The organism is Novosphingobium arvoryzae, from assembly GCF_014652615.1.
Lineage (GTDB): Bacteria > Pseudomonadota > Alphaproteobacteria > Sphingomonadales > Sphingomonadaceae > Novosphingobium > Novosphingobium arvoryzae.
In genome coordinates, this window is sequence record NZ_BMZD01000004.1 from 131961 (window position 1) to 155759 (window position 23799).

The 23799-nt window shown below is 67.0% G+C and carries 24 protein-coding genes and 1 tRNA gene; 10 read left to right on the top strand and 15 right to left on the bottom strand.

Annotation, left to right across the window (positions count from 1 at the left end; genetic code table 11):
- Positions 1-20 precede the first annotated feature (20 nt).
- The 8 genes from miaB to IE113_RS09970 all read right to left on the bottom strand — a co-directional run bounded on the left by miaB (position 21) and on the right by IE113_RS09970 (position 5621).
- Positions 21-1331: a tRNA (N6-isopentenyl adenosine(37)-C2)-methylthiotransferase MiaB gene (gene miaB, locus IE113_RS09935; RefSeq protein WP_189540971.1), complete on the bottom strand. Its 1311-nt coding sequence runs from the start codon at positions 1329-1331 to the stop codon at positions 21-23.
- A 41-nt stretch (positions 1332-1372) separates the two neighbouring features.
- The gene (locus IE113_RS09940; protein ID WP_308430057.1) at positions 1373-2128 is read right to left on the bottom strand and encodes a lysophospholipid acyltransferase family protein; all 756 of its coding nucleotides are present in this window, start codon (positions 2126-2128) and stop codon (positions 1373-1375) included.
- A gap of 10 nt (positions 2129-2138) precedes the next feature.
- Complete coding sequence (locus IE113_RS09945) at positions 2139-2561, bottom strand: Fur family transcriptional regulator (RefSeq protein ID WP_189540973.1); 423 nt, start codon at positions 2559-2561, stop codon at positions 2139-2141.
- A 124-nt stretch (positions 2562-2685) separates the two neighbouring features.
- The gene (locus IE113_RS09950) at positions 2686-3126 is read right to left on the bottom strand and encodes a Ros/MucR family transcriptional regulator (RefSeq protein ID WP_189540975.1); all 441 of its coding nucleotides are present in this window, start codon (positions 3124-3126) and stop codon (positions 2686-2688) included.
- A 173-nt stretch (positions 3127-3299) separates the two neighbouring features.
- Complete coding sequence (locus IE113_RS09955) at positions 3300-3782, bottom strand: GNAT family N-acetyltransferase (RefSeq protein ID WP_229822266.1); 483 nt, start codon at positions 3780-3782, stop codon at positions 3300-3302.
- Entirely contained in the window at positions 3779-4402 is a 624-nt protein-coding gene (gene tsaB, locus IE113_RS09960) for a tRNA (adenosine(37)-N6)-threonylcarbamoyltransferase complex dimerization subunit type 1 TsaB (protein ID WP_189540977.1), read from the bottom strand. The genes IE113_RS09955 and tsaB overlap by 4 nt, the downstream gene beginning before the upstream one ends.
- A gap of 13 nt (positions 4403-4415) precedes the next feature.
- Positions 4416-5009 carry a malonic semialdehyde reductase gene (locus tag IE113_RS09965; RefSeq protein ID WP_189540979.1) on the bottom strand — a complete coding sequence of 198 codons (594 nt, stop codon included), beginning with the start codon at positions 5007-5009 and terminating at the stop codon, positions 4416-4418.
- A gap of 36 nt (positions 5010-5045) precedes the next feature.
- Positions 5046-5621: a NifU family protein gene (locus IE113_RS09970; protein WP_189540981.1), complete on the bottom strand. Its 576-nt coding sequence runs from the start codon at positions 5619-5621 to the stop codon at positions 5046-5048.
- An 82-nt stretch (positions 5622-5703) separates the two neighbouring features.
- On the opposite strand from IE113_RS09970, the gene IE113_RS09975 reads away from it, so the two are divergent.
- The 4 genes from IE113_RS09975 to IE113_RS09990 all read left to right on the top strand — a co-directional run bounded on the left by IE113_RS09975 (position 5704) and on the right by IE113_RS09990 (position 11416).
- Complete coding sequence (locus tag IE113_RS09975) at positions 5704-6210, top strand: FKBP-type peptidyl-prolyl cis-trans isomerase (protein WP_229822268.1); 507 nt, start codon at positions 5704-5706, stop codon at positions 6208-6210.
- A gap of 105 nt (positions 6211-6315) precedes the next feature.
- The gene (locus IE113_RS09980; protein ID WP_189540983.1) at positions 6316-9264 is read left to right on the top strand and encodes a M16 family metallopeptidase; all 2949 of its coding nucleotides are present in this window, start codon (positions 6316-6318) and stop codon (positions 9262-9264) included.
- 101 nt (positions 9265-9365) lie between these two features.
- Positions 9366-10739, top strand: coding sequence for a class II 3-deoxy-7-phosphoheptulonate synthase (locus IE113_RS09985; protein WP_189540985.1), 1374 nt, complete (start codon positions 9366-9368; stop codon positions 10737-10739).
- Positions 10736-11416 (top strand): spermidine synthase, encoded by a 681-nt coding sequence (locus IE113_RS09990; RefSeq protein WP_189540987.1) that lies wholly within the window; start codon positions 10736-10738, stop codon positions 11414-11416. The genes IE113_RS09985 and IE113_RS09990 overlap by 4 nt, the downstream gene beginning before the upstream one ends.
- On the opposite strand, the gene IE113_RS09995 is transcribed toward IE113_RS09990, so the two are convergent.
- Both IE113_RS09995 and IE113_RS10000 read right to left on the bottom strand, forming a co-directional pair.
- A complete protein-coding gene (locus IE113_RS09995; RefSeq protein ID WP_189540989.1) occupies positions 11413-12387 on the bottom strand; it encodes a quinone oxidoreductase family protein in 975 nt (324 codons plus the stop codon). The genes IE113_RS09990 and IE113_RS09995 overlap by 4 nt on opposite strands.
- A 46-nt stretch (positions 12388-12433) precedes the next feature.
- Complete coding sequence (locus IE113_RS10000; RefSeq protein ID WP_189540990.1) at positions 12434-13702, bottom strand: cyclic di-GMP phosphodiesterase; 1269 nt, start codon at positions 13700-13702, stop codon at positions 12434-12436.
- A gap of 265 nt (positions 13703-13967) precedes the next feature.
- Between IE113_RS10000 and katG the strand changes: the two genes are divergently transcribed.
- A complete protein-coding gene (gene katG, locus IE113_RS10005) occupies positions 13968-16184 on the top strand; it encodes a catalase/peroxidase HPI (RefSeq protein WP_189540992.1) in 2217 nt (738 codons plus the stop codon).
- A gap of 77 nt (positions 16185-16261) precedes the next feature.
- Positions 16262-16627 carry a c-type cytochrome gene (locus IE113_RS10010; RefSeq protein WP_229822270.1) on the top strand — a complete coding sequence of 122 codons (366 nt, stop codon included), beginning with the start codon at positions 16262-16264 and terminating at the stop codon, positions 16625-16627.
- Between the two features lie 130 nt (positions 16628-16757).
- On the opposite strand, the gene IE113_RS10015 is transcribed toward IE113_RS10010, so the two are convergent.
- The 5 genes from IE113_RS10015 to IE113_RS10035 all read right to left on the bottom strand — a co-directional run bounded on the left by IE113_RS10015 (position 16758) and on the right by IE113_RS10035 (position 21356).
- A tRNA-Gln gene (locus IE113_RS10015) sits at positions 16758-16832 on the bottom strand.
- 68 nt (positions 16833-16900) lie between these two features.
- Positions 16901-17764, bottom strand: coding sequence for a glutathione-dependent disulfide-bond oxidoreductase (yghU, locus tag IE113_RS10020; protein ID WP_189540994.1), 864 nt, complete (start codon positions 17762-17764; stop codon positions 16901-16903).
- 77 nt (positions 17765-17841) lie between these two features.
- Positions 17842-19137 carry an alkaline phosphatase PhoX gene (locus IE113_RS10025; RefSeq protein WP_189540996.1) on the bottom strand — a complete coding sequence of 432 codons (1296 nt, stop codon included), beginning with the start codon at positions 19135-19137 and terminating at the stop codon, positions 17842-17844.
- A 48-nt stretch (positions 19138-19185) separates the two neighbouring features.
- A complete protein-coding gene (locus tag IE113_RS10030; RefSeq protein WP_189540999.1) occupies positions 19186-20274 on the bottom strand; it encodes a branched-chain amino acid aminotransferase in 1089 nt (362 codons plus the stop codon).
- Positions 20275-20798: 524 nt separating this feature from the next.
- Positions 20799-21356: a hypothetical protein gene (locus IE113_RS10035; RefSeq protein WP_189541001.1), complete on the bottom strand. Its 558-nt coding sequence runs from the start codon at positions 21354-21356 to the stop codon at positions 20799-20801.
- 78 nt (positions 21357-21434) lie between these two features.
- Between IE113_RS10035 and IE113_RS10040 the strand changes: the two genes are divergently transcribed.
- From IE113_RS10040 to recO, 4 genes are all read left to right on the top strand, one after another.
- Positions 21435-22193: a TlyA family RNA methyltransferase gene (locus tag IE113_RS10040; protein ID WP_189541003.1), complete on the top strand. Its 759-nt coding sequence runs from the start codon at positions 21435-21437 to the stop codon at positions 22191-22193.
- A gap of 80 nt (positions 22194-22273) precedes the next feature.
- Positions 22274-22831: a TspO/MBR family protein gene (locus IE113_RS10045; RefSeq protein ID WP_189541004.1), complete on the top strand. Its 558-nt coding sequence runs from the start codon at positions 22274-22276 to the stop codon at positions 22829-22831.
- A gap of 42 nt (positions 22832-22873) precedes the next feature.
- Positions 22874-23128, top strand: a complete 255-nt coding sequence (locus tag IE113_RS10050; protein WP_189541006.1) for an accessory factor UbiK family protein — start codon at positions 22874-22876, stop codon at positions 23126-23128.
- Positions 23129-23187: 59 nt separating this feature from the next.
- Positions 23188-23790 (top strand): DNA repair protein RecO, encoded by a 603-nt coding sequence (gene recO, locus IE113_RS10055; protein ID WP_189541009.1) that lies wholly within the window; start codon positions 23188-23190, stop codon positions 23788-23790.
- Positions 23791-23799 lie beyond the last annotated feature (9 nt).

The window sequence follows — 23799 nt, forward strand, 5'->3', positions numbered from 1 at the left end:
TATTTCCGCGGCTCAGCCGATCAGGCGAGCAGCCGACCCGCCAGCGAGTTCGGACCGGCCTCGACCAGTTCCACTTCCACCAGCGCGCCGATTTCGGCCTCGCCGGTGAAGTGGACCGATTGCAGCCACGGCGACTTGCCCAGCCATTGCCCCGGATACTTGCCCTTGCGCTCGACCAGCACGGTGCAACGCTGGCCCACGCTGCGCTGGTTGAAGGCCAGTTGGTCGCGGTTGAGCGCGGCTTGCAGGCGCTGCAGGCGCTCGTCCATCACTTCGGGCGCGATCTGGCCGTCCATCGTCGCGGCGGGGGTGCCGGGGCGGGGGGAATACTTGAAGCTGAAGCACTGGGCATAGCCGACGGCGTCCACCAGCTTCAGCGTGTCTTCGAACTCCGCATCGGTTTCGCCCGGAAAGCCGACGATGAAATCGCCCGACAGCGCGATGTCGGGCCGCACCGCGCGGACCCGGTCAAGCACCCGCAGGTAACTGTCCGCGGTGTGGCTGCGGTTCATCGCCTTCAGCACCCGGTCGTTGCCGGCCTGCACCGGCAAGTGCAGGAACGGCATCAGCTTGGGCAGGTCGCCATGCGCGGCGATCAGCCCGTCGGTCATGTCGTTGGGGTGGCTGGTGGTATAGCGGATGCGGGCCAGTTCCGGGATCTCGGACAGCGTCTCGATCAGCTTTTCCAGACCGCGGTTGCTGTCATCGCGCCAGGCGTTGACGTTCTGCCCCAGCAGCGTGATCTCGCGCGCGCCAGCTTCGACCAGCTTGTGCGCTTCGGCCACCAGATCGTTGAAGGGGCGCGAAATTTCCGCGCCGCGCGTATAGGGGACCACGCAATAGGTGCAGAACTTGTCGCACCCTTCCTGCACGGTCAGGAAGGCGGTGGGGCCAACCTTGCGCCGGGCGGGCAGCGCGCCGAACTTCGTTTCGGCGGGCATGTCGGTATCGACCGCGCGCTTGCCCAGCGTGGCCTGCTCGATCATCGCCGGCAGGCGGTGATAGGCCTGCGGGCCAACCACCATTTTCACGGCGGGGGCGCGGGCCATGATCTCCTCGCCCTCGGCCTGGGCGACGCACCCGGCGACCGCGATCAGCGGGCTGGAGCCATCGTCGCGGCGCAGGCGGCCAATGTCGGAATAGACCTTTTCGGCGGCCTTTTCGCGGATGTGGCAGGTGTTGAGCACGACCAGATCGGCGTCCTCGCCCTCGGCGGCGGGGCGGATCCCTTGCGCACCCAGCAATTCGGCCATGCGTTCGCCGTCATAGACGTTCATCTGGCAGCCGAAGCTCTTGACGCGATAGGTCTGGGGGGGCGGGGTAGTGGCCATAAGCGCCGCCCGATACGCCAATCGGCGCGGGTTTTGAAGTGCTATCGCGCCAGCGTTGCCAGCATCGCCTCGCGCGCGGCGGCGGCGATGGTCTTGCGGCTGGTCAATTCGCTGCCGGTCAGCACCGGCAGGAAATGCAGCGTCAGGTCCACCGGGCGGCGGCGGGCGAGGATGCGCAGGAAGTTGTCCAGCCCGTGCTCATCCCCGACCCACGCCACGGCGGCGGCTTCCGGCCCGTAATCGAGCAGCACCGGCTGGACCGCGATCCCATCGGGCAGCGGCTCCAGCGCGGACAGCAGCGAGGATTTGAGCGGGAGCAGCCCGGTCCCGTCGCTGGTCGTGCCTTCCGGGAAAATGGTCAGCGCGCCGGTATCGGACAGCGCGGTGCGGACGGCCTGCACTTGCGCCGCGATGCTGGTGCGATCGTGCCGCGCGACGAACACCGTGTCGTTGAGTTCGCACAGCCATTTCAGCAGCGGCAGGGAGGCGAGGCCGTCATGCGCGACAAAGGCGCTGCCGGTGACCCCGGCAATGGCGGGAATGTCGATCCAGCTGACGTGGTTGGCCAGCAGGAACGCGCCGCGATGCACCTTTTCGCCGCGCAGGCGCAGCCGTACACCCGCCAGCCAGGCCACGCCGCGCAGAAACAGCCGGGGCCAGGGATTGTGGCGGGTGAACGGCTTCCACGCGTGGAACAGCGGGACGCAGATCAGCAGCAGCGCGGCCATCGCGGCGATGCGGACGGCAATGCGCAGCCAGCCCGCCAGCGGCACCTGACGCGCCCGGGGCAGCGCCACGCTCACCCGGTCAGGCGTCCCGCTCCAGCCGGACGCCGTAGAGTTCCATCCGGTGATCGACCAGGCGATAGCCCAGCTTTTCTGCGATCAGCCGCTGCAAGGCTTCCAGTTCCGGATCGACGAATTCGATCACCTTGCCGGTTTCCACGTCGATCAGGTGGTCATGATGCGCCTCGGGCGCGGCTTCATAGCGCGAGCGACCGTCCCCAAAGTCGTGCCGGTCAAGAATGCCGGCCTCCTCGAACAGGCGGACAGTGCGATAGACGGTGGCGATGGAAATCCGCGGATCGATGGCCGAGGCACGTTCATGCAGCGCCTCCACATCGGGATGGTCCGTGCTTTCGGACAGCACCTTGGCGATGACCCGGCGCTGATCGGTAATGCGCAGCCCGCGCTGGGCGCAGAGCGCTTCGATGTCGATGGCTTGATGCACGAGAAATCCGTCAAAAATGAAATCGCCGCGCCAATCATAGACCGGCGCGGGGATTCTTCAACTGATACGCGTTATTAGCTTGTGAACCAGTCGCCGTGGCGACTGGCGCACAGTGCCCGTCAGGTCACGCCTTGGGCTTGCGGCCGCGCTTCACGCCCGGCTTGCGCCCCAGACCGATCTTCTTGGCCAGTTCGCGGCGCGTTTCGGCGTAGTTGGGGGCCACCAGCGGATAATCGGCGGGCAGGTTCCAGCGCGCGCGATAATCATCCGGGGTCATGCCATGATGCGTCATCAGGTGGCGCTTCAGCATTTTCAGTTCCATGCCGCAGTCCAGGCACACGATATGCGTGGGCTTGACCGATGCGCGGACCGAAACGGCCGGCTTCAGCGGTTCGGCTTCAACGGCGGGAGCCGCCTGGCCCAGCCCGGCCAGCGCGCCATAAACATTGGCGATCAATGCCGGCACGTCATCGACGGTCACGTTGTTGTTGCTGACATGGGCTGCGACGATGTCCGACGTCAGCGTGATCAGGGTTTCATTCATATCGGCCTGGATCGATTCCATGGCACTATCCCTTCGTTTTTTGCGACACGTTTGTTTTGTTATCCTGCTGGCAACGGGAACCGGCATTAGCACGAGCAATTAACCGCGCGAACCACTAATACAAGCCGGAATCGACAAGATGTTGCCAATACTGATGGATTTTACTGGTGCAGCAGCAAACAGATGAATGACTGTTAGTCATTTTCACAGGCGAAAGTGATTGCATCAATCCTTTCACCATTAGGCATCCGGTAATAGTTAGGACGCAGGCCAATGGGGGTGAATCCGGCGGACCGGTACAGCGCTTCGGCCGGATTTCCCCTGCGCATTTCAAGCAGTAACCGTTCCGCGCCGCGTTCCCGTGCGGTATCTGCGAACCGCGCCAGCAATGTCCGGCCAAGTCCCAATCGACGATATTGTGGCGCGATCGCGATCAGGAGCAGTTCTTCTTCATCATAGGCCGTGCGCGACATGAAGAACCCGGCGGCGACTTCGCCCGGCGCAGGTTCATTTCCGTCAGCGGCAATCAATCCATAATGACAGTTGCCCAGCAACAGCGCGTCTTCGACCTGGCGGCGATTCCATGCTTCGCCATAGGCGGGATCGAAGGCGGCCTCCATCACGGCCATGATCCGGTCCAGATCATCGCCGGCCAGATCATTGCCGGGGGTGGTCATGGCGCGATGCCACCCGGCAAGCGGGCATCCGGCGCGCGACCATAGCGCAGCGTGACATCGGGAGAGAACGCGGCAGCGGGCAACAGCGCGACCTGCCGCGCGTCGGGCCACAGCGGCAGGGCGGTGCCGGTGCCGCGCGCGGCGACCAGCGCTTCGGCCTGACTGCCGGCGACCAGGTCCGCGCCGGGGCGGGCGGCGGCCGCGGCGGGCGGCAGCGATTGCAGCGGGCCAAGCTCAGCGCCGTCCGCGCCGAAATCCTGCACGAACCATTCGCCGTGCCCGCCGGTGGTGGCGACGGTCACCGGTTGGTCGCCGCGTTCGGCGCGGGCCATCGCGGCCAGCAGGGCAAGGGTGGGATAGCCGACCAGCTCTGCCCGCCACGCCAGCGCCAGCGCGCGCGCGGCGGCCAGGCCCACGCGCAGGCCGGTAAAGCTGCCGGGGCCAAGCGCCACGGCAATGCGCGGGGCGCGGCCCTGGCCGGGCAGCGCCGCGATCATCGGCACAAGCTGTTCGGCATGGCCGCGCCCCAGCATCCGCCAGTCGCCTGCGACCAGCACCCCGCCATCGTGCAGCGCGACCGAACAGGCCTCGGTCGCGCTATCGATGGTCAATGTGAGCATGGGGGCAGCGGGATCAGGCGATGCGGTTGAAGACGTCGAAATCCGGGCGCGGGCTGCGGTCGAAGATGCTGGCGGGATCGCCATAGCCCAGCGTCGAGATCATCACCGACTTGTAGTCCGGCGTTTCGGGCAGGAACGCGGCGTCCACCGCCTCGTTCGAAAAGCCGGTCATCGGCCCGGTATCCAGCCCGATCGCGCGGGCGGCCATGATGAAATAGGCGGCCTGCAGGGTGGTGTTGATGAAGGCGGAGCGTTCGCGTAGCGCGTCGTTGCCGGTGAACCAGCTGCGCGCATCGGCGTGCGGGAACAGCCACGGCAGCTGTTCCTGGAACTGGGTATCCATCGCGATGATGACCGCCACCGGGGCCGACATGATCTTGGGCGCGTTGGTCGGCGCGGAGCAGGCGGCCAGCTTTTCGCGGGCTTCCTGGCTGACGCACCACACCAGCCGCGCGGGCAGCTGGTTGGCCGACGTCGGCGCCATCTTCATCAGGTTCCAGATCGCGTGGAGCTGCTCGGTCGACACCGGCTTGTCGAGATAGCCGTTATAGGTGCGGGCAGTGCGGAACAGCTGGTCAAGCGCGGAATCGGCAAGCGGCTGGGACATCGGGCAGGGTTCCTGTCTGGTTGAAAGTGGGCGGGCTCAGGCCGCGCGGACTTCGGTCACTTCGGGGACGTAGTGTTTTAGCAGCGTCTCGATCCCGTTCTTGAGCGTGGCGGTGGACGAGGGGCAGCCCGAGCAGGCCCCCTGCATCGAGAGGAAGACCACGCCGTCGCGGAAACCGCGATAGACGATGTCGCCGCCATCGTTGGCGACAGCGGGGCGCACGCGGGTTTCGATCAGTTCCTTGATCTGCACCACGATATCGGCATGGGCCGGATCGTCGCCGAAATCGTCATCTTCGGCCGGGACCACGATGCCGCTGGCGTCAGGCCCGCTGAACAGCGGCGCGCCGGTGACGAAGTGATCGAGCAGGATTGCCACGACCTGCGGCTTGAGCGCGGACCAGTCCACCCCCGGCGCGGCCGTGACTGACACGAAATCGCGGCCAAAGAACACACCGGTCACATCGCCCAGATCGAACAGGGCGGACGCCAGCGGCGATGCGGCGGCCTCTACCTCGTCGCGGAATTCGCGGGTTCCGGTCTGCATCACCAGTTCGCCGGGCAGGAACTTCAGCGTCGCGGGGTTCGGGGTGGTTTCGGTTTCGATGAACATGCCTGCCCATATGGCCCCGCGCGCGCCGGGGTCAAGCGCGCAGGCCTTGCGGGCGGCGATGAAAAGTTCCTATGGGGTGGCCATGTCGACGATTTTCCGCACCTTGTCCGCTTGCGCCGCGCTGGCGCTGATTGCCGCCCCGGTCGGTGCTGCATCCCGGCCGGCCAAGAAGCCGCCCATGAAAGCCGCGCCCACCGCGTCGCCGCTGGCGATTGCGCTGCCGCTCAAGCTGATCATTCCGCCGCGCCAGCGCCTGTGCGATACCGCTGCCGCAGAGGGGCTGCGCTACAAGGTGCTGCGCCCCGGCAAGGGCGGCATGCCGGCCGCGTCCGACCGGGTGCAGGTGCATTACATCGGCTATCTGGCCAAGGACGGTGAAGTGTTCGATCAGGGCCGCGACGTGACCTTTGCCGTCACCCGCGTGATTCCCGGCTTTGCCGACGGCCTGAAACTGATGACGCCGGGCAGCATCTACCGGCTCTGCATTCCGCATACGCTCGGCTATGGCGAGGAAGGCAGCGGGCCGATCCCGCCCTCCGCCGATCTGGTGTTCCAGGTGGAGCTGGTGGCGATCAATCCCCAGAAGTGACCTGCCCCAGACGTAACCGGGGCGAGATGGCCGGGATGAAATAGTCGGGTGAAGGGCAGGTCTATTCACTGGCCCTTAAACTTGGCCCTGCCTATACCTGCGACCATGCGTTTCCATTCCCGCGCCTCGCGCTCCCTTGCCAGTGTTCTGGCGCTGCTCCTGATCGTTCCGTCGGCGGTTTCCGCGCAGACGCAGAACCGGGTCAACCGCAGTGCCGTGGCGGCGGATGCCGCCGCTGCCGAGGTGCCCTGGCTTTATCGCGACAGCGATGTGCCGCAGGACAAGGAATGGAAGTTCGGCGAGCTGGCCAACGGCATGCGCTATGTCGTGCGCCAGAACGGGGTGCCGCCGGGGCAAGTCTCGATCCGCATCCGCATGGACGTGGGTTCGCTGCACGAGCGCGACCACGAACAGGGCTATGCCCACCTGCTGGAGCACCTGGTGTTCCGCCAGTCGAAGTATCTGGGGCAGGGTCAGGCGATCCCCACCTGGCAGCGGCTGGGCGCCACCTTCGGCAGCGATACCAACGCCGAAACGTCTCCCATCAGCACCACCTTCAAGCTGGACCTGCCAAACGTGACCGCCGCGTCGCTGGAGGAAAGCTTCAAGCTGCTCTCTGGCATGATGATCGCCCCGGTCCTGTCAGAGCGCAACGTGCGGGCCGAAGTGCCGATCGTGCTGGCCGAAAAGCGCGAGCGCGGCGGCACGGCGGCGCGCGTGGCCGAAGCGACGCAAAAGACGTTGTTTGCCGGTCAGCGCATGGCGATCCGGTCGGTAATCGGCACCGATGCCACGCTGAAGGCCGCCAACCAGGCCCGCGTCCGCGCGTTCCATGCGCGCTGGTATCGCCCTGAACGGGCGGTGGTGATCGCGGTGGGCGATGCCGACCCGGCGCTGATGGCCAGCCTGATCGAGAAATACTTTGCCGACTGGCCGGTGACCGGCCCGGCCGAACCCGCGCCCGATTTCGGTGATCCGGTTGCCCCCGCCGGGGCCGATCCGGCCAACCCGGTCGGCGAAACCGGCGTGATCGTGGAGCCGGACCTGCCGCGCGGCGTCAACTATGCGGTGATGCGGCCCTGGCGGCCGGTGAAGGACACCATCGTCTACAACCAGGGGATCATGATCGATTCGCTGGCGCAGGCGATCATCAACCGCCGGCTGGAAGCGCGCGCCCGCGGCGGCGGCAGTTTCCTGTTCGCGCAAGTGAACCAGGAAAAGCTCAACCGTTCCACCGACGCGACCTTCGTGTCGATCACCCCGTTGACCGAGGACTGGAAACAGGCGCTCACCGATGTGCGCGCCGTGATCGCCGATGCCATGGCCGAACCGCCGACCGAGGAGGAAATCGCCCGCGAAGTGGCCGAATTCAGCGTCGCGTTCGAAAGCGGGGTGGAGCAGCGCCGCCTGCTGGCCGGTTCGAAGCTGGCCGATGACATGGTCACGGCGCTCGACATCAACGAGACTATCGCTTCGCCCGAAACGGTCTTGTCGATCTTTCGCCAGTCCGTGCCGCTGTTCACGCCGCAGGCCGTGCTGGAACACACCCGCAAGCTGTTCACCGGGGCGGTGATCCGTTCCACCCTGCTGACGCCCAAGGCCGGGGAAGCCGATGCTGCCGCGCTGAAACTGGCATTGGCGGAGCCGGTCGTGGCCGATGGCAAGGCCCGGCTGGACAGCAAGCCGATTTCCTTTGCCGACCTGCCGCCGCTGGGCGATCCCGGCGCGATCAAGGCCGATGTCGCCACTGGCGTGCTGGGGATCGATCAGGTCGAACTGGCCAACGGGGTAAAGGCGCTGCTGTGGCCTTCCACGGATGAGCCGGGGCGGTTGACGGTCAAGGTGCGCTGGGGTGCCGGCTTCCGCGCGTTCCGGCCGGAAGACGCGGCCTATATCACGCTGGGCGACATGGCGCTGGTCGGGTCGGGCCAGGGCTCGCTGGGGCAGGAACAACTCGACCGGATTTCGACCGGGCGCAAGATGGGTTTCGATTTCGAGATCAAGGACAGCGCGTTCCAGTTCAGCGCCGATACCCGCCCGGCCGATCTGGCCGACCAGCTCTATCTGTTCGCCGCGCGCTTTGCCCAGCCGCGCTGGGATGCCGCGCCCGTGCTGCGCGCCAAGGCCGCCGCGCGGCTGCAATACGAAAGCTATGCCGCCAGCCCGCAAGGGGTGTGGCAGCGCGATGGCCGTTCGCTTCAGCGCGGGGGCGACGCGCGCTTCCGCGTGCCGACCCCGGCCGAGGTGGAGGCCGCCACGCCCGAAGGTTTCCGCCAGGTCTGGCAGCCGCTGCTGGAACAGGGGCCGATAGAAATCCAGCTGTTCGGCGATTTTGACCGGAACGAGGCGCTGGCCGCGCTGCAAAAGACCTTTGGCGCCTTGCCGAAGCGCGCGCCGCTGCCCAGCACCCTGCAGCCGCCGCGCTTTGCCGAATTGCCCGCCTCGACCACGCCGGTGGTGCTGACCCATCGCGGCGATCCCACGCAGGCGGCGGCGTTCGTCACCTGGCCGACCGGCGGCGGGATGGCGGGCATCACCGAAAGCCGCAAGCTGGAGATTCTGGCCAACCTGTTCCAGAACCGGCTGATGCTGGCGATGCGGGAAAAGCTGGGCGCCGCCTATGCGCCGCAAGTCAGCAATTCATGGCCGGAAGACCTGGAAAACGGCGGCGGGCTAATGGCACTGGCGCAGCTCCAGCCGGCGGCCGTGCCGATGTTCTTACAGACGGCGGACGAAATCGCCGCGAACCTGATCGCCCGCCCGCCTAGCGCAGACGAACTGGAACGCGTGACCGAACCGCTGCGCCAGCAGATCACCCGCGCCAGCACCAGCAGTGCCTTCTTCATGTACCAGCTGGAAGGCGCGACCGAAGACCCGCGCAAGCTGGGGGCGATCCGCTCGATCCTGCCCGATTACACCCGCACCACGCCCGCCGAAATGCAGGCGCTGGCGCGCAAATATCTGGTGCGGGGCAAATCGTGGCGCGTCGCGATCCTGCCCGAAAGCGCACCCGCGACCGCTGGCGGGCGCAGCAGCGGGGCGGAGGGCCGCTGATCCTTCGCACTTTTGTTGCGTGATTGCAGTCATCGGCTTTTCGACTTTTGCAATTCCGGAGCCGCGCCGCTATGGCGCGCGCTCTTGAAGGAGCAATCGACGTGGCAAGCAACTGGAATCCGAGCAGCTGGACAACGCAGGAAGCACGGCATCTGCCGTCCTATCCGGACGCGGATGGCCTTAAGCGGGTAACGGATACGCTGACCACGTTTCCGCCGCTGGTGTTTGCGGGTGAGGCGCGCGCGCTGAAGGCCGATCTGGCGCAAGTGGCCGCGGGCAAGGGTTTCCTGCTGCAGGGCGGCGACTGCGCCGAGAGCTTTGCCGAGTTCCATCCGAACAACATCCGCGATACCTTCCGCGTGCTGCTGCAGATGGCGGTGGTGATGACGTTCGCCAGCAAGCAGCCGGTGGTGAAGGTGGGCCGCATGGCGGGCCAGTTCGCCAAGCCGCGCTCCTCGCCGGTCGAAGTGCAGGGCGGGGTGGAACTGCCCAGCTACCTGGGTGACAACATCAACGGGATCGACTTCACGCCCGAAGCGCGCATTCCCGATCCGCAGCGCCTGCTGCAGGCCTACAGCCAGTCGGCCGCGACGCTGAACCTGCTGCGCGCATTCTCGACCGGCGGCTATGCCAACTTGCGGCAGGTTCACCAGTGGACGCTGGATTTCATGGACCGCAGCCCGTGGGCGGCGAAGTTCGCCGAAATGGCGGACCGCATCGGCGAGGCGCTGGACTTCATGCAGGCTTGCGGGATCGATCCCAAGACCGTGCCGCAGCTGCAGGGCACCAGCTTCTACACCAGCCACGAGGCGCTGCACCTGCCCTATGAGCAGGCCATGACCCGGCAGGATTCGCTGACCGGCGACTGGTATGACACCAGCGCGCACATGCTGTGGATCGGTGACCGGACCCGCTTCGAAGGATCGGCGCACGTCGAATTCCTGCGCGGCGTGGGCAACCCGCTGGGCATGAAGTGCGGGCCGAGCATGGCTCCGGACGAGCTGATCCGCCAGCTGGACCTGCTCAACCCCGCGCGCGAAGCGGGCCGCATCACGCTGATCAGCAGGTTCGGCGATGACAAGGTCGAAGCCGGCCTGGCCCCGCTGGTCCGCGCAGTGAAGCAGGAAGGGCACCCGGTGGTGTGGAGCTGCGATCCGATGCACGGCAACGTGATCAAGGCCGACAGCGGGTTCAAGACCCGTCCGTTCGATCGCATCCTGCGCGAAGTGCACGGCTTCTTCGCGGTCCACCGCGCCGAAGGCACCCACGCGGGCGGCATCCACATTGAAATGACCGGACAGGACGTGACCGAGTGCGTCGGCGGCGGGATCGCGATCAGCGATTCCGGGCTGGCGGACCGTTATCACACCCACTGCGACCCGCGCCTCAATGCCGCGCAGTCGATCGAACTGGCCTTCATGCTGGCCGAGATGCTCAACCTCGAAGCGGTCGAACGCGCCCAGCGGGCGGCATGATCGCCCGCGAACTGCTCGGCACGGCGCGGGTTCCCGGCGGCGAGGAGCTGCGCCTGTTCGCCCACGGGCGCGATTTCATGATCGTGCTGGGGCATAACGAGCTGATGAGCACGCGCATGCGCGGCTCGGAAGAAGCGCTGGCGACGATGACGCTGGAGCGGCTGGCGGGGGTAAGCGCCCCGCGCCTGCTGATCGGCGGCTATGGCATGGGCTTCACCCTGCGGGCCGCGCTCGCCGGGATCGGGCCGCAGGGCCATGTGACGGTGGCGGAACTCGTCCCCGAAATCATCGCATGGGCGCGCGGGCCGATGGCGGAAGTTGCGGCAGGCTGCCTGGACGATCCGCGCGTGACGCTGCGGATGGACGATGTGGCCGATGCCATGCTGCTCGCGCCCGAACCGTTCGACGCGATCCTGCTCGATGTCGACAACGGCCCGGACGGGCTGGTGCGGGCCGAAAACAACCGGATCTATTCCAAGTCCGGCCTCCACAACGCCCGCCGCGCGCTCGCGCCCGGCGGCGTACTGGCGATCTGGTCCGCCGCGCCCGACCCGAAGTTCACCCGCCGGCTGGAGGATGTCGGCTTCGAGGTCGAGCAAGTCGAAGTGCGCGCCCGGATCGACAAGAACGGCAAGGGCAAGGGCCCCCGCCACGTGATCTGGTTCGCGCGGGTTTAGGGCATTAGCAACGTCGATCCGGTGGTGCGCCGGGCTTCGAGGTCGATGTGGGCCTGCGCCGCATCGGTCAGCGCATATTCCTGCCCCACGGTGACGGCGACCTTGCCCGCCAGGACCATGTCCCACAGCTTTGCCGCGCCCGCTGCCGCTTCGGCGGGGTCGGCGTAATAGTCGTAGACACCGGGGCGCGTGACATAGAGCGAACCGCGCGTGGCGAGATCGCGCAGGGCGACGCCCGTCACCGGGCCGCTGGCGTTGCCGAAGCTGACCAGCGTGCCGCGCCGCGTCATCGAATCGAGCGAGCTCTGCCAACTGGCCGCACCGACCCCGTCATAGGCAACCGCCACGCCCGCGCCGCCCGTGGCCTCGCGGACATTGGCGACAAGATCGGGCGCGCCGGAGAGGAACACCAGTTCCGCCCCGGCTGCCTGCGCCAGCGGCACCTTGTCGGCGCTGCCGACGGTGCCGATCACCCGCACGCCGCGTGCGGTCAGCCATTGCACCAGCAATTGCCCCACGCCGCCCGCCGCCGCCGGAACCAGCGCCCAGCCGCCCGGCGCGACGGGCGCGCAGCGTTCGGCCAGGGCTTCAACGGTTGCGCCCTTCAGCAGGATCGCCGCGGCCGTGCGGGCATCGATCCCGTCAGGCACGGCGAACAGCGCAGAGGCCTTGATCAGCCGCGCGGTGGAATAGGCGCCGGGCGAGGCGAAATAGGCCACGCGCTGACCCGGCGCGAATTGCGTCACGCCGTCGCCCACGGCCTCCACCACCCCGGCGGCTTCCATGCCAAGGCCGGTGGGCAGGCGCGCGGGGTACAGCCCGGTGCGGAAATAGGTGTCGATGAAGTTCAGCCCCACCGCTTCGTGGCGGAGCAGCACTTCGCCGGGACCGGGCGCGGGCAGGTCCACCTCGCGCCACTGGATCACTTCGGGGCCGCCGGTCTGTTCGATAAAGGCCTGGGTCGCGCGCATCGGAAATCTCCCTTTGCGCGCCTTGTCACGGATCAACCGCGCCGGTTCAAGAGGCGGCCTTGCACGCGGCGGTGAAAATCCGCAGCCGCAGCTTGTCGAAATCCTTGATGCCATAGGCCTCGGGATCGGCTTGCCCGACGATCCGGTCGCGCCCGAAGCAGTGCGCCAGGGCAATGTCTTCGGGCTTCACCATCTTGCCGGTGTTGAGCGAGAAGAACGTGCGCACGCGCGGCTGGCGGTGGTCGATGGGGTCCTGATCGACCACCAGCGCCAGCCGGTCCGACGCCAAGCGCACTACCGATCCCACCGGATGCGCGCCGATCGCCTCGATGAAGGCGGCCAGCACGGCCGGGTCGAACTTGCCGGTCATTTCCTGCATTTCGACAATCGCGGTGGCCGGGTCCAGCCCGCGCTTGCGGCTGCTGTCGGTGACCAGCATGTCATAAGTGTCGCAGACCGCGGCCATGCGCGAGAGCAGGCTGATCTGTTCGCCCTTGATGCCCATGGGATAGCCGGTGCCATCCATCCGTTCGTGATGCTGCAGGGCGACCAGCGCGACCTCTTCGGGAATATCGCCGCCCAGTTGCAGGTAATCATAGCCCAGCGTGGTGTGGTTGCGCAGGATTGCGTCCCCGAATTCGCGGTAGTCCCCGCCATATTCGTCGAGGTTGAGCGGCAGGTGGCCGATCCCGACATCCAGCAGCAGCCCGGCCATGCCCGCATGGCGAATCATCGCCGGGGCCAGCTTCATGGCCCGCCCCAGCGAGATCATCAGCGCGCTGACCGCCAGCGCGTGCTGGTAGATGAACTGGTTGTCGCGCTTGCACCGCATCAGCCCGTTGAAGGCGTGCGGGTTGCGCTGGACCGAGGCGAAGATGTCGGAAATCACCGGCTCCACCGCGCCGGCATCCACCGCTTTGCCCAGCCGGCTGGACAGGAACATCTGGCTGACCAGCTTTTCGCCGCGCTTCGCAACGGTCTGCGCCTGGCCGAACTCCCGGTTCATCCCGGTGCGCGCGGTCGAGGCGAAATCGGGTGCGGCACGCTGGCGCAAGGGGGCCGGGCGGCGCGCGGTGGTCGCGCCGGGGATCGGCGGGGTAAAGACGCGCCGGACCTGCGGCTGCGCAGGGGCCACATCGCGCCCCTTGCTGACATCGATCACCACGCCGCGAATGTCGGCATCGCGCAAGTCCGCCAGCGTTTCCGGATCGTCCAGCAGGAACCGCGATTTCCAGAACGGATGCTTCAGCCAGCTGCCCTCCAGCTTGTGCACGAACATGCCGAGTTCGACCTGCGAGGGGGGAATGGTTTTCAACATTTTCAGCCTGCTAACCCTGTTTGTTGTGCTTGATCCGCACATAGCGTTGCCGGGCTGACCGGGGGTGGACCGGGCATTACGCATTTACCCCTAAATCCCTGCGCCCGGCGCCATTCTTGATCGTGATATATCAGCGGTTTCCGACTTTTCTTCGGTTTTGCCGATTTCTCTATCCAGACAATCCCGCCACCCGCGCGGGACCACTGGTGTTAATCCGGCATTCAGTCCGGCCACGACCGGGCGCTGTGCAGGAGAGATCCCCATGAAAACCAAGACCCTTACGCTGATTGCGCTGCTGGCTTCGGCAGCGGTTCCGGTGGCGGCGCAGGCCCAGCAGGCCGCACCCGCCACGGTAATGACCAACCAGGACTGGTGGCCCGAGCGGCTGGACCTGCGCGCACTGCGCCAGCATGGCGCGGAATCGAACCCGATGGGCGACAACTTCGATTACGGTGCCGAGTTCCAGAAGCTGGACCTCAACGCCGTGAAGGCCGACATCAAGGCCGTGATGACCACGTCGCAGGACTGGTGGCCGGCCGACTATGGCCACTATGGCCCGTTCTTCATCCGCATGGCCTGGCACAGCGCGGGCACGTATCGCACGGCTGACGGGCGCGGCGGCGCGGCCGGCGGCCAGCAGCGGTTCGAACCGCTCAATTCCTGGCCCGACAACGTCAACCTCGACAAGGCCCGCCGCCTGCTCTGGCCGATCAAGCAGAAGTATGGCCGCGCGCTGTCATGGGCGGACCTGATGGTGCTGACCGGCAACGTCGCGCTGGAATCGATGGGCTTCAAGACCTTCGGCTTTGCCGGTGGCCGCAGCGACGATTGGGAAGCCGACATCGTTTACTGGGGCCCGGAAAACAAGTGGCTGGCCGACCAGCGCTATAGCCCCGGCCGCAAGCTGCAGAACCCGCTCGCGGCGGTGCAGATGGGCCTGATCTACGTCAATCCCGAAGGTCCGAACGGCAATCCCGATCCACTGCTGGCGGCCAAGGACATCCGCGATACCTTTGGCCGGATGGCGATGAATGACGAGGAAACCGTCGCGCTGATCGCCGGCGGCCACACGTTTGGCAAGGCGCACGGTGCGCGCAAGCCGGAGGAATGCGTCGGCGTCGATCCGGCCGGTGCCTCGGTCGAGGCGCAGGGCATGGGCTGGGCCAACAAGTGCGGCAAGGGCCATTCCGAAGATACCGTCACCAGCGGCCTGGAAGGCGCGTGGACGTCGAACCCGATCGCGTGGACGTCGCAGTATCTCGACAACCTGTTCGCTTTCGAATGGGTCCAGACCCGCAGCCCCGCCGGGGCGATCCAGTGGGTGCCCAAGGATGACGCCACCGCCGGTATGGTCCCCGACGCGCACATCCCGGGCAAGACCCACAAGCCGATCATGTTCACGACCGACCTGTCGCTGAAGATGGACCCGGCCTATCGCAAGATCTCGGAAAAGTTCCGGGCCAATCCGGATGCCTTCGCCGATGCCTTTGCCCGCGCGTGGTTCAAGCTGACCCACCGCGACATGGGGCCGAAGCACCGCTACCTGGGGGCCGATGCGCCCAAGCAGGACCTGATCTGGCAGGACCCGATCCCGGCGGTCGATCATGCGCTGATCACGGCCGACGATGCGGCGCAGCTGAAGGGCAAGATCCTGTCCAGCGGCCTGACCGGAGGTGAACTGGTCCGGGCGGCCTGGGCGGCAGCGGCCAGCTATCGCGATACCGACCAGCGCGGCGGCGCCGATGGCGGCCGGGTGCGGCTGGCTCCGCAGAAGGACTGGGCGGTCAACAACCCGGCTGAAATCGCCAAGGTCGTCAAGGCGATGGAAGCGGTGCAGAAGGACTTCAACCGCACTGCCACCGGCGGCAAGAAGGTCAGCCTGGCCGACCTGATCGTGCTGGGCGGCGCGGCCGCGATCGAGCAGGCGGCGAAGGCGGCCGGGCATGACGTGCAGGTGCCGTTCAAGCCGGGCCGGATGGATGCCAGCCAGGCGCAGACGGACGTTGCCTCGTTCAGCGTGCTGGAGCCGACGGCCGATGGCTTCCGCAACTACTATGCCGATGGCAACCGCCTGTCGCCCGCCGATGCGCTGGTGGATCGGGCCAACCTGCTGTCGCTGACGGTGCCGGAAATGACGGTGCTGGTGGGCGGTCTGCGCGTGCTGGATGGCAACACCGGCGGCGCGAAGCACGGCGTGTTCACCAACCGTCCGGGCCAGCTGACCAATGACTTCTTCGTCAACCTGCTGGGCATGGAAACGAAGTGGCAGAAGTCGGCGAGCAGTGCCGGGCTCTACGAAGGGCTGGACCGCAAGACCGGGCAGGTGAAGTGGACCGCCACCCCGGTCGACCTGGTGTTCGGTTCCAATTCGGAACTGCGCGCCGTTGCCGAAGTCTATGGCGCCAACGATGGCAAGGACAAGTTCGTGAAGGACTTCGTCGCCGCCTGGACCAAGGTGATGGACCTGGGCCGCAACTGAGCGCCTGGCTGCAACAACGGGGGCGGGGGAGCCATCGCGGCTCCTCCGCCCCTCTGTTCCGGCACATGGAGGATCCGATGAACCTCTCTCGCATGGCTTTGCTGGCGTTAATGGCCGGGGCGGCAACGCCCGCGCTGGCCGAAGCGCCGCCGCCGCCTCCGCCACCCGCGTTTACCCAGTGCGCCGCCTGCCATACCGTGCAGCCCGGCCGCAACGCCTTCGGTCCCAGCCTGGCGGGCCTGTCCGGCCGCCGCGCCGCCACGCTGCCGGGCTATGCCTATAGCGAGGCGCTGAAGAAATCCGGCCTGACGTGGAACGCCGCCACGCTGGATCGCTGGCTGAAAGGACCGCAAAAGCTGGTGCCGGGAACCCGGATGCCGTTCGGCGGCATTCCCGATGCGGCCCGGCGCAAGCAGGTCGTGGATTACCTGCTGAAGCTGTAGCGCGGCCGGCTGATCATTTTTCGTCGCCCCGGATCAGGTCCGGGGTGACGGTGTTTTCGTGGGTTTGGAAAAGTGCTGGCTGGGGCGGCAGGATTCGAACCTGCGCCACCTGTCGAACCGGACAGCTTGCTGGCTGGGGCGGCAGGATTCGAACCTGCGAATGCCGGTACCAAAAACCGGTGCCTTACCACTTGGCGACGCCCCAGCGGGAAGCGCGCTCATAGCAGAGCAAACGGGGAAGGGAAGGGGGCATAGCGCCCCCTTTTCACGTTCTTACAGGATGCCCGGTTTCAGCGCGTCGAAGTCTGCCGCATCGTGGCGTTCGCGCAAAACCGTGCCTTCCTCGCCGAACGGGCGGTTGACCAGCCGGCCGCGCTTCACGGCGGGGCGGGCGTCGATTTCGCCAACCCAGCGGCCGACCGCCTCGTATTCCTGCAACTGCAGGAATTCGCGCGTGTTGCCATAGGCTTCGCCGCGATAGAGGTTGCCGATCCAGGTGTACGCGGCAATGTCGGCGATGGTGTATTCATCGCCGGCCAGGAACCGGGTTTCCTTCAGCTGGTTGTTCGCAACGTCGAACAAACGCTTGGTTTCCATGGCATAACGATCGATCGCGTACTGGATTTTGACCGGCGCGTAGTGGTAGAAATGGCCATAGCCGCCGCCCATGAACGGCGCGCTGCCCATCTGCCACATCAGCCAGCAGATCGTCTCGGTCCGGCCCTTGAGGTCCTGCGGGATGAAGGCTTTGAACTTGTCCGCCAGGTGCAGCAGCATCGCGCCGGATTCGAACAGGCGCAGCGGCTCAGGCCCGGACTGGTCGAGCATCGCCGGGATCTTGCTGTTGGGGTTGAGCGCGACGAAGCCTGAGCCGAACTGGTCGCCCTGGCCGATGTTGATCAGCCACGCATCGTATTCCGCCCCCGCGTGCCCTGCCGCGAGCAGTTCTTCCAGCAGGATCGTCACTTTCTGGCCGTTGGGCGTGCCCAGCGAATAGAGCTGGAAGGGATGCTTGCCGACCGGCAATTCCCGCTCGAACTGCGCGCCCGCGGTGGGACGGTTGATATTGGCAAACTGCCCGCCGTTGGATTTGTCCCACACCCAGACCGGGGGCGGCGTATATTCGGCATCGGACATGGGCGGTTTCCTCTCGCTGTGTTTTTGTAAGTTACTACGCGTAAATGGCCCTGCGCTGCTGCGCAAGAGGCTTGCACCTACCCCCGCAAGTGCGCCCACGGCCCGGTGATCGCCAGCGTGGCGGCGGGGCTGTAGAGGTTGACGAACAGCACTTTGCCATCGGGTGAAAAGCACGCGCCCGCCGGTTCGGTCTGCGTCACCACGCGGGCCAGCGGGTAGGGGCGGCCATCGCGGGTAAGCCCGCGCAAGTGGTTGTCGGAGACGGCGGTGTACTGGTCCTCGCACACCACCAGTTGCCCGTCGGGGGCCACGGTCAGGTTGTCGCCATAGTTGAACTGCTGCGGGTCGGTCGATTCGAAAAACAGTTGCAGCCGGTCACCGCCCTTGCCGGGTTTCAGGCGGAACACCTGTCCCAAGCCCGCCGCGCCGCCGGAGGTGCAGGCGAAGAACAGCTCGCCATCGCCCATGTGGATGCCTTCCCCGCGCGCGAAGGGCAGCGCGCCCGCTGCCGCGCCGCGTTTGCGCAAGTCGTCGTCCGGGCTTTCCGGGTTGTCGAGCGCGACCCAGCGGACCCTGCGCCAGTCACCCGGCTTCATCGCGCCGTCGCCGCCGTCGATCGCCAATGCCTCCAGCCGCCCGCCCTTGGCCAGCTGTCCCGGCACGGCGGGGATGAAGCGATAGAGCAGGCCGTCGTCGCGGTCCTCGGTCTGATAGACGATGCCGGTGGCCGGATCGACCGCCGCCGCCTCGCGGTTGAAGCGGCCCATCGCTTTCAGCGGCACCGGATCGACCGGGCCGGTGGCGGCGGCGGGGACTTCGAACGCCCAGCCGTGGTCCTGCCCGACCTTGGCCCCGGCGCGCGAAACGTCCTCCTCGCAGCTCAGCCAGGTGCCCCACGGGGTGATCCCGCCCGCGCAGTTGCGGATCGTGCCGGACAGCGAGCGGAACTCGCGCTCCAGCGTCAGGGTCGCGGCATCGAGCACCAGCGTGGTCGTGCCGCCCGGCAGGATCGCCCCGCTGGCGTCGCGGTCATAGGCGGCGCCGGTCGCGCCGCCGCTGTCCTTGCCGGGGCGCAACTCATGGTTACGGACCAGCGCCAGTTTGCCGCCGGGCAGGGCAAAGCAGCCCATCCCGTCCGCCGCATCGGGCACGCGGGCGCCGTCGCTCATTACCTGGCCCAGCCTGGATAGCACGCGGTAGGAGAACCCTTCCGGCAGATCGAGCAGGCCGGCCGGATCGGGGCGCAGCGGGCCATAGCCGGGGGCGGAGGCGACTCCGGGCACGCGGGCATGGCACCCGCTGGCGGCGAGCGCGGCAAAGGCGGCGCCGGTGGCGGCAAGGAAGTGGCGGCGATGCAGGGCAGTGTGCGTCATGCGCGCCGATGTGCCGCATCGCCGCGCAGGCGTAAAGCGCCGCGCGGATCAGCCGAGCCGCGTGACCCAGCCGTGGGTGTCGGGTGCTTCGCCGCGCTGGATCGCCACGAGGCGCGCGCGCAGCTTTTGCGTCAGTTGCCCCGGACCGCCCGAACCGATGGTGAATTCGCTGGTGCGGTCGGCAACCTTGCCCACCGGGGTGACGACGGCGGCGGTGCCGCAGGCGAACGTCTCGACCAGATGGCCCGACGCCGCATCGGCGCGCCACTGGTCGAGGCTGTAGCGGTCTTCCTGCACGGTCAGGCCTTCCTCGCGCGCGAGTTGCAGCAGGCTGTCGCGGGTGATGCCGGGCAGGATCGTGCCGGTCAGCGCCGGCGTGCGCAGGGTGCCGTCAGAAAAGACGAAGAACAGGTTCATGCCGCCCAGTTCCTCGATCCACTTGTGCTCCGCCGCGTCGAGGAACAGCACCTGGTCGTGACCGTTGGCAAAGGCTTCGGCGGTGGGCACCAGGCTGGCGGCATAGTTGCCGCCGCACTTGGCCGCGCCGGTGCCGCCGGGGGCCGCGCGGGTATAGTCGCTGATCCAGATCGACACGGCGGGCGCGCCCGACTTGAAGTAGTTGCCCGCCGGGCTGGCGATCACCAGGAACTTGTATTCCTTGGCCGGGCGCACGCCCAGGAACGCCTCGGTCGCGATCATGAACGGGCGCAGGTAGAGCGAGCCGCCCTCGACCGTGGGGAACCAGTCGCTATCGGCGGCGACGAGTTCGCGGATCGCGCCGATGAACAGGTCTTCGGGCAGTTCCGGCATGGCGAGGCGCCTGGCCGAGGCGTTGAAGCGCGCGGCGTTGGCTTCGGGACGGAACAGCGCGATCCCGCCGTCAGCGGTGCGATAAGCCTTCAGCCCTTCGAAGATTTCCTGCGCGTAATGCAGCACCGATGCCGCCGGATCGAGCGCGATGGGGCCGCGCGGGCCGATTACCGGGTTGTGCCAGCCCTTGTCTTCGGACCAGTCGATGCACACCATGTGATCGGAAAAGCATTTGCCGAAACCGGGGTCCGCCAGCACCGCCGCGCGGTCCGCTGCCGCCGTGGGGGCGGGGTGGGGCAGGCGGGTGAACTGGGCGGCAGTCGCCATGGGATCGGTCCTCTTGAACTATGGAGCGGGGGCTTTGAACGAATATTCCACAGAATGCAAGGCCCGTGAAATTTTCGGAAAGCCGACTTTGCAAGTCCCTCGATAGGGCCAATTGGCGAAATTGAAAATGGCCGAAATGAAAAGGGCTGCCTCCGCACAGCCGGAAGCAGCCCCATTTCAGTCTGAGAATGAGAAGGTTCGCCGCCGGGGGCGTTCCTTCGCATGGTCAGCGGCCCGAAAGTGCCGCCCACGAGACCTCTATCGCCTGAACAGAAGACTCAGCGATAATGCCTCGCGCTGCGGATTACCGACCTCCTTGCTGAACCATGAGACATCGGTCACCTCCTTTCGCGCTGTTAGAGCCAAGAGCCGCTCCCTTTCGGAAGCTCGGCCGGTGGGGGTTAGCCCGCTCCGTCCTTGGGCCTAGGGATACCGATTCCGCACTGCACAACAAGACTTGCATTGTTTTATTTTGGCGTCAGTATCGTGGCTTCCGGCCTGCTTCGGCAGGCGGCAACTTCCCCTCAGCGGCAATCCTCGACCACGCGCGAAATCTCTGGCCAGCTGGGCAGATAGAGCGGCGGTGCGCCCGCCACGTCCAGCGCAAAGCGGCCGCGCGAAAACGCCACCGCATCCAGCACCGGATCGGTGGCGCGGATCTGCGCAACCACCCAGTCCGGGGATGAAACCAGCGGTTCGCTGAGCAGCGGGCGGGTGCCGGTGGTGGTGGTCAGGGCCATCGGGACGTGGCCGGTGCTGGTGCCCGCGCGCCACAGGCGCACCTCGCCCAGGAATTTCTCGCACGTCAGCCGCGCCAGCGCGGTGCCACCGGGGGTGCTGAAGGTGGCGGTCGATCGGCCGTCCGCCATGCTCCAGCGCCAGTCGCCCTGGGTGATCGGCACGTCCCGCCAGTTTACGGCCGGGGCGGGCGGGGGCAGCGGTGCGGGCCGGGCCGCGGGTGGCGGCGGGGGCGGCGGGGCGACCGGAGCCGGCGGCGGCGCGGCGCATGACCCCAGCAGCGCCATGGCGGCCAAGGCGAGCGCAAGGGGCAGGGGGCGATGGGCCGGTACGATTGCCTTCATCGCCTACCTATGGAATGAGCCGCCGGGCATCACAAGTCCCCAACCGCGTTTGCGAACGCCTGATCCGATAGACCAAGCATGACCGGCAAACCTGCGAAAAAGCCCGGAAAAGTCCGCGTCGACCAGTTGCTGGTCGAGCGTGGACTGGTTGAAAGCCGGGCCCGCGCACAGGCGCTGGTGCTGGCCGGGCTGGTGTTTCACGGCGAGGCGAAAGTGGCCAAGCCCGGCCAGACGGTGCCGGCCGACGCGGTGCTGGACGTGCGCGGGCGCGACCATCCGTGGGTTTCGCGCGGCGGGATCAAGCTGGCCCATGCGATCGAGCACTTCGGGCTCGATCCGGCCGGGGTCACCGCGATGGACATCGGCAGTTCGACCGGGGGCTTTACCGATGTGCTGCTCAGCAAGGGCGCGGCGCACGTGTTCGCGGTCGATTCAGGGACGAACCAGCTGGCGTGGAAACTGCGGCAGGACCCGCGCGTGACCGTGCTGGAACAGACCAGCGCGCGGGTACTGACGGTGGACCACATCACCGCGCCGTGCCAGTGGGTGGTGTGCGACGCCAGCTTCATCGCGCTGGCCAAAGTGCTGGATGTGCCGCTGAAACTGGCCGCGCCGCAGTGCCAGCTGGTGGCGCTGATCAAGCCGCAGTTCGAAGTCGGGCGCGAGGAAGTGGGCAAGGGCGGGGTGGTGCGCGACCCCGCGCTCCACGCACGGGTTTGCGCTGAGGTGCGCGGCTGGATCGAAGCGTTGAGATGGCAGGTGCAGGGGATTGTCGAAAGCCCGATCACGGGGCCGGAGGGCAACGTGGAGTTCCTGATCGCCGCCCGGCGCGGTTAAGCCGCGTTAACACACCATTGCATAAGGGAAATCCGCCCGCCAATATCCGCGCCGGTCGCAATCCGAATCGTAGGTGTCCGATGAGTGAGCTTGCATCCCCAGGCCAGTTGAGAGCGGCGTTCCTGCGCTGGTCGCTGTTCCTGGTTCCGGGGGTCCTGTTGCTGGGCTTCTTCTCTGGACGGATGGCGAACAGCGGTCCGGGCAATCCGTGGTTCACGGATCTGGTCAAGCCGGAGATCTATCCGCCGCCGGCAACGTTCGGGATCGTCTGGTCGATCCTCTACGTGATGATGGGATTTGCCCTGGCCATGGTGGTCACCGCGCGCGGCGCGCCGGGGCGCGGCATGGCGATTTTCGCGTTCGTGTTCCAGTTGCTGCTCAACCTGGCATGGTCGCCGCTGTTCTTCGGTGCGCACCAGATCAGCGCGGCGTTGGCCCTGCTGGGCGTGCTGGCGGTGGCGCTGGCGGGGACGATCTTCCTGTTCCACGCCGTCCGCCCGCTCGCCGCGTATCTGCTGGTGCCCTATCTGGCGTGGGTCCTGTTCGCGAGCGTGCTGAACTGGCAGTTCCTGCAACTCAATCCCGATGCCGATGGCGCTTCCGGCGGGGAAGCGGTAACCTCGGTGGAATTCCAGTAGCGGGCCCTTGAACCGCTCCGCAATCAGGACCATCTGACGCCCATGCAAAGCGAAAACCCCCTGCTCGCCGATATTGCCAAGCTGATGAACAGCGCCGCCGGAACCGTGGCCGGAATGGGCCGCGAAGCCCGCGATGCCGCGCGCGAACGCCTGAAGGAAGGGCTGGGCGGGCTGGACTTCGTCAGCCGCGAGGAATTCGACACGGTCAAGGAAATGGCCGCCAAGGCGCGGGAAGAGAACGAAAAGCTGGCTGAGCGGCTGGCCGCGCTGGAAGCGGCGCTGGCAAAGAAGAAGTAGGCTTCCGGCATTCCGCCGCGCGCCTTGAGTAAGGCGCCAAAACCCGCCACACCGCGCTGATGCAGTTGCGCGCCCAAGCCCTTGTCTGCGCCGTTCGCGCCCACGGAGAAACCGCTGCCATCGCGCGGTTGCTGACGGCGGAGCACGGGCTGGTCGCGAGCTATGTGGCCGGCGGGCGCGGGCGCAACCTGCGGCCCGTGCTGATCCCCGGCAACGTGGTGGATGCCGAATTGCGCGCCCGGTCCGATGCGCAGCTGCCGTTCGCGCGGCTGGAACTGGTGGCCAGCCGGGGGCCGTGGCTGAACGAGCCGCTGCCCGCCGCGGCCATCGGCTGGGCCTGTGCGCTGATCGCCAGCGCCTTGCCGGAACGCCAGCCCTATCCCGCGCTGCACGCGGCGCTGAATGCGCTGCTCGATGCGGTGTGCCACGCGCCCTCGGCGCGCGGATGGCTGCCGGGGATGATCGCGTTCGAGGGGCTGGTCTTGCGCGAACTGGGCTATGGAGCTGTCCCAAGGCCGGACGGCAATGCCGAATGGAGCGTGCAACTGGCCGGATTCGATGCGCTGGGGCCGCTGATCGAGCGCTATGCGCTTGCCGAACGGCGCGGCGGTGTTATGGGGGCGCGCACCATGCTGCGCGAGCGGCTGGCCCGGATCAGCTAGCGTTGGAAT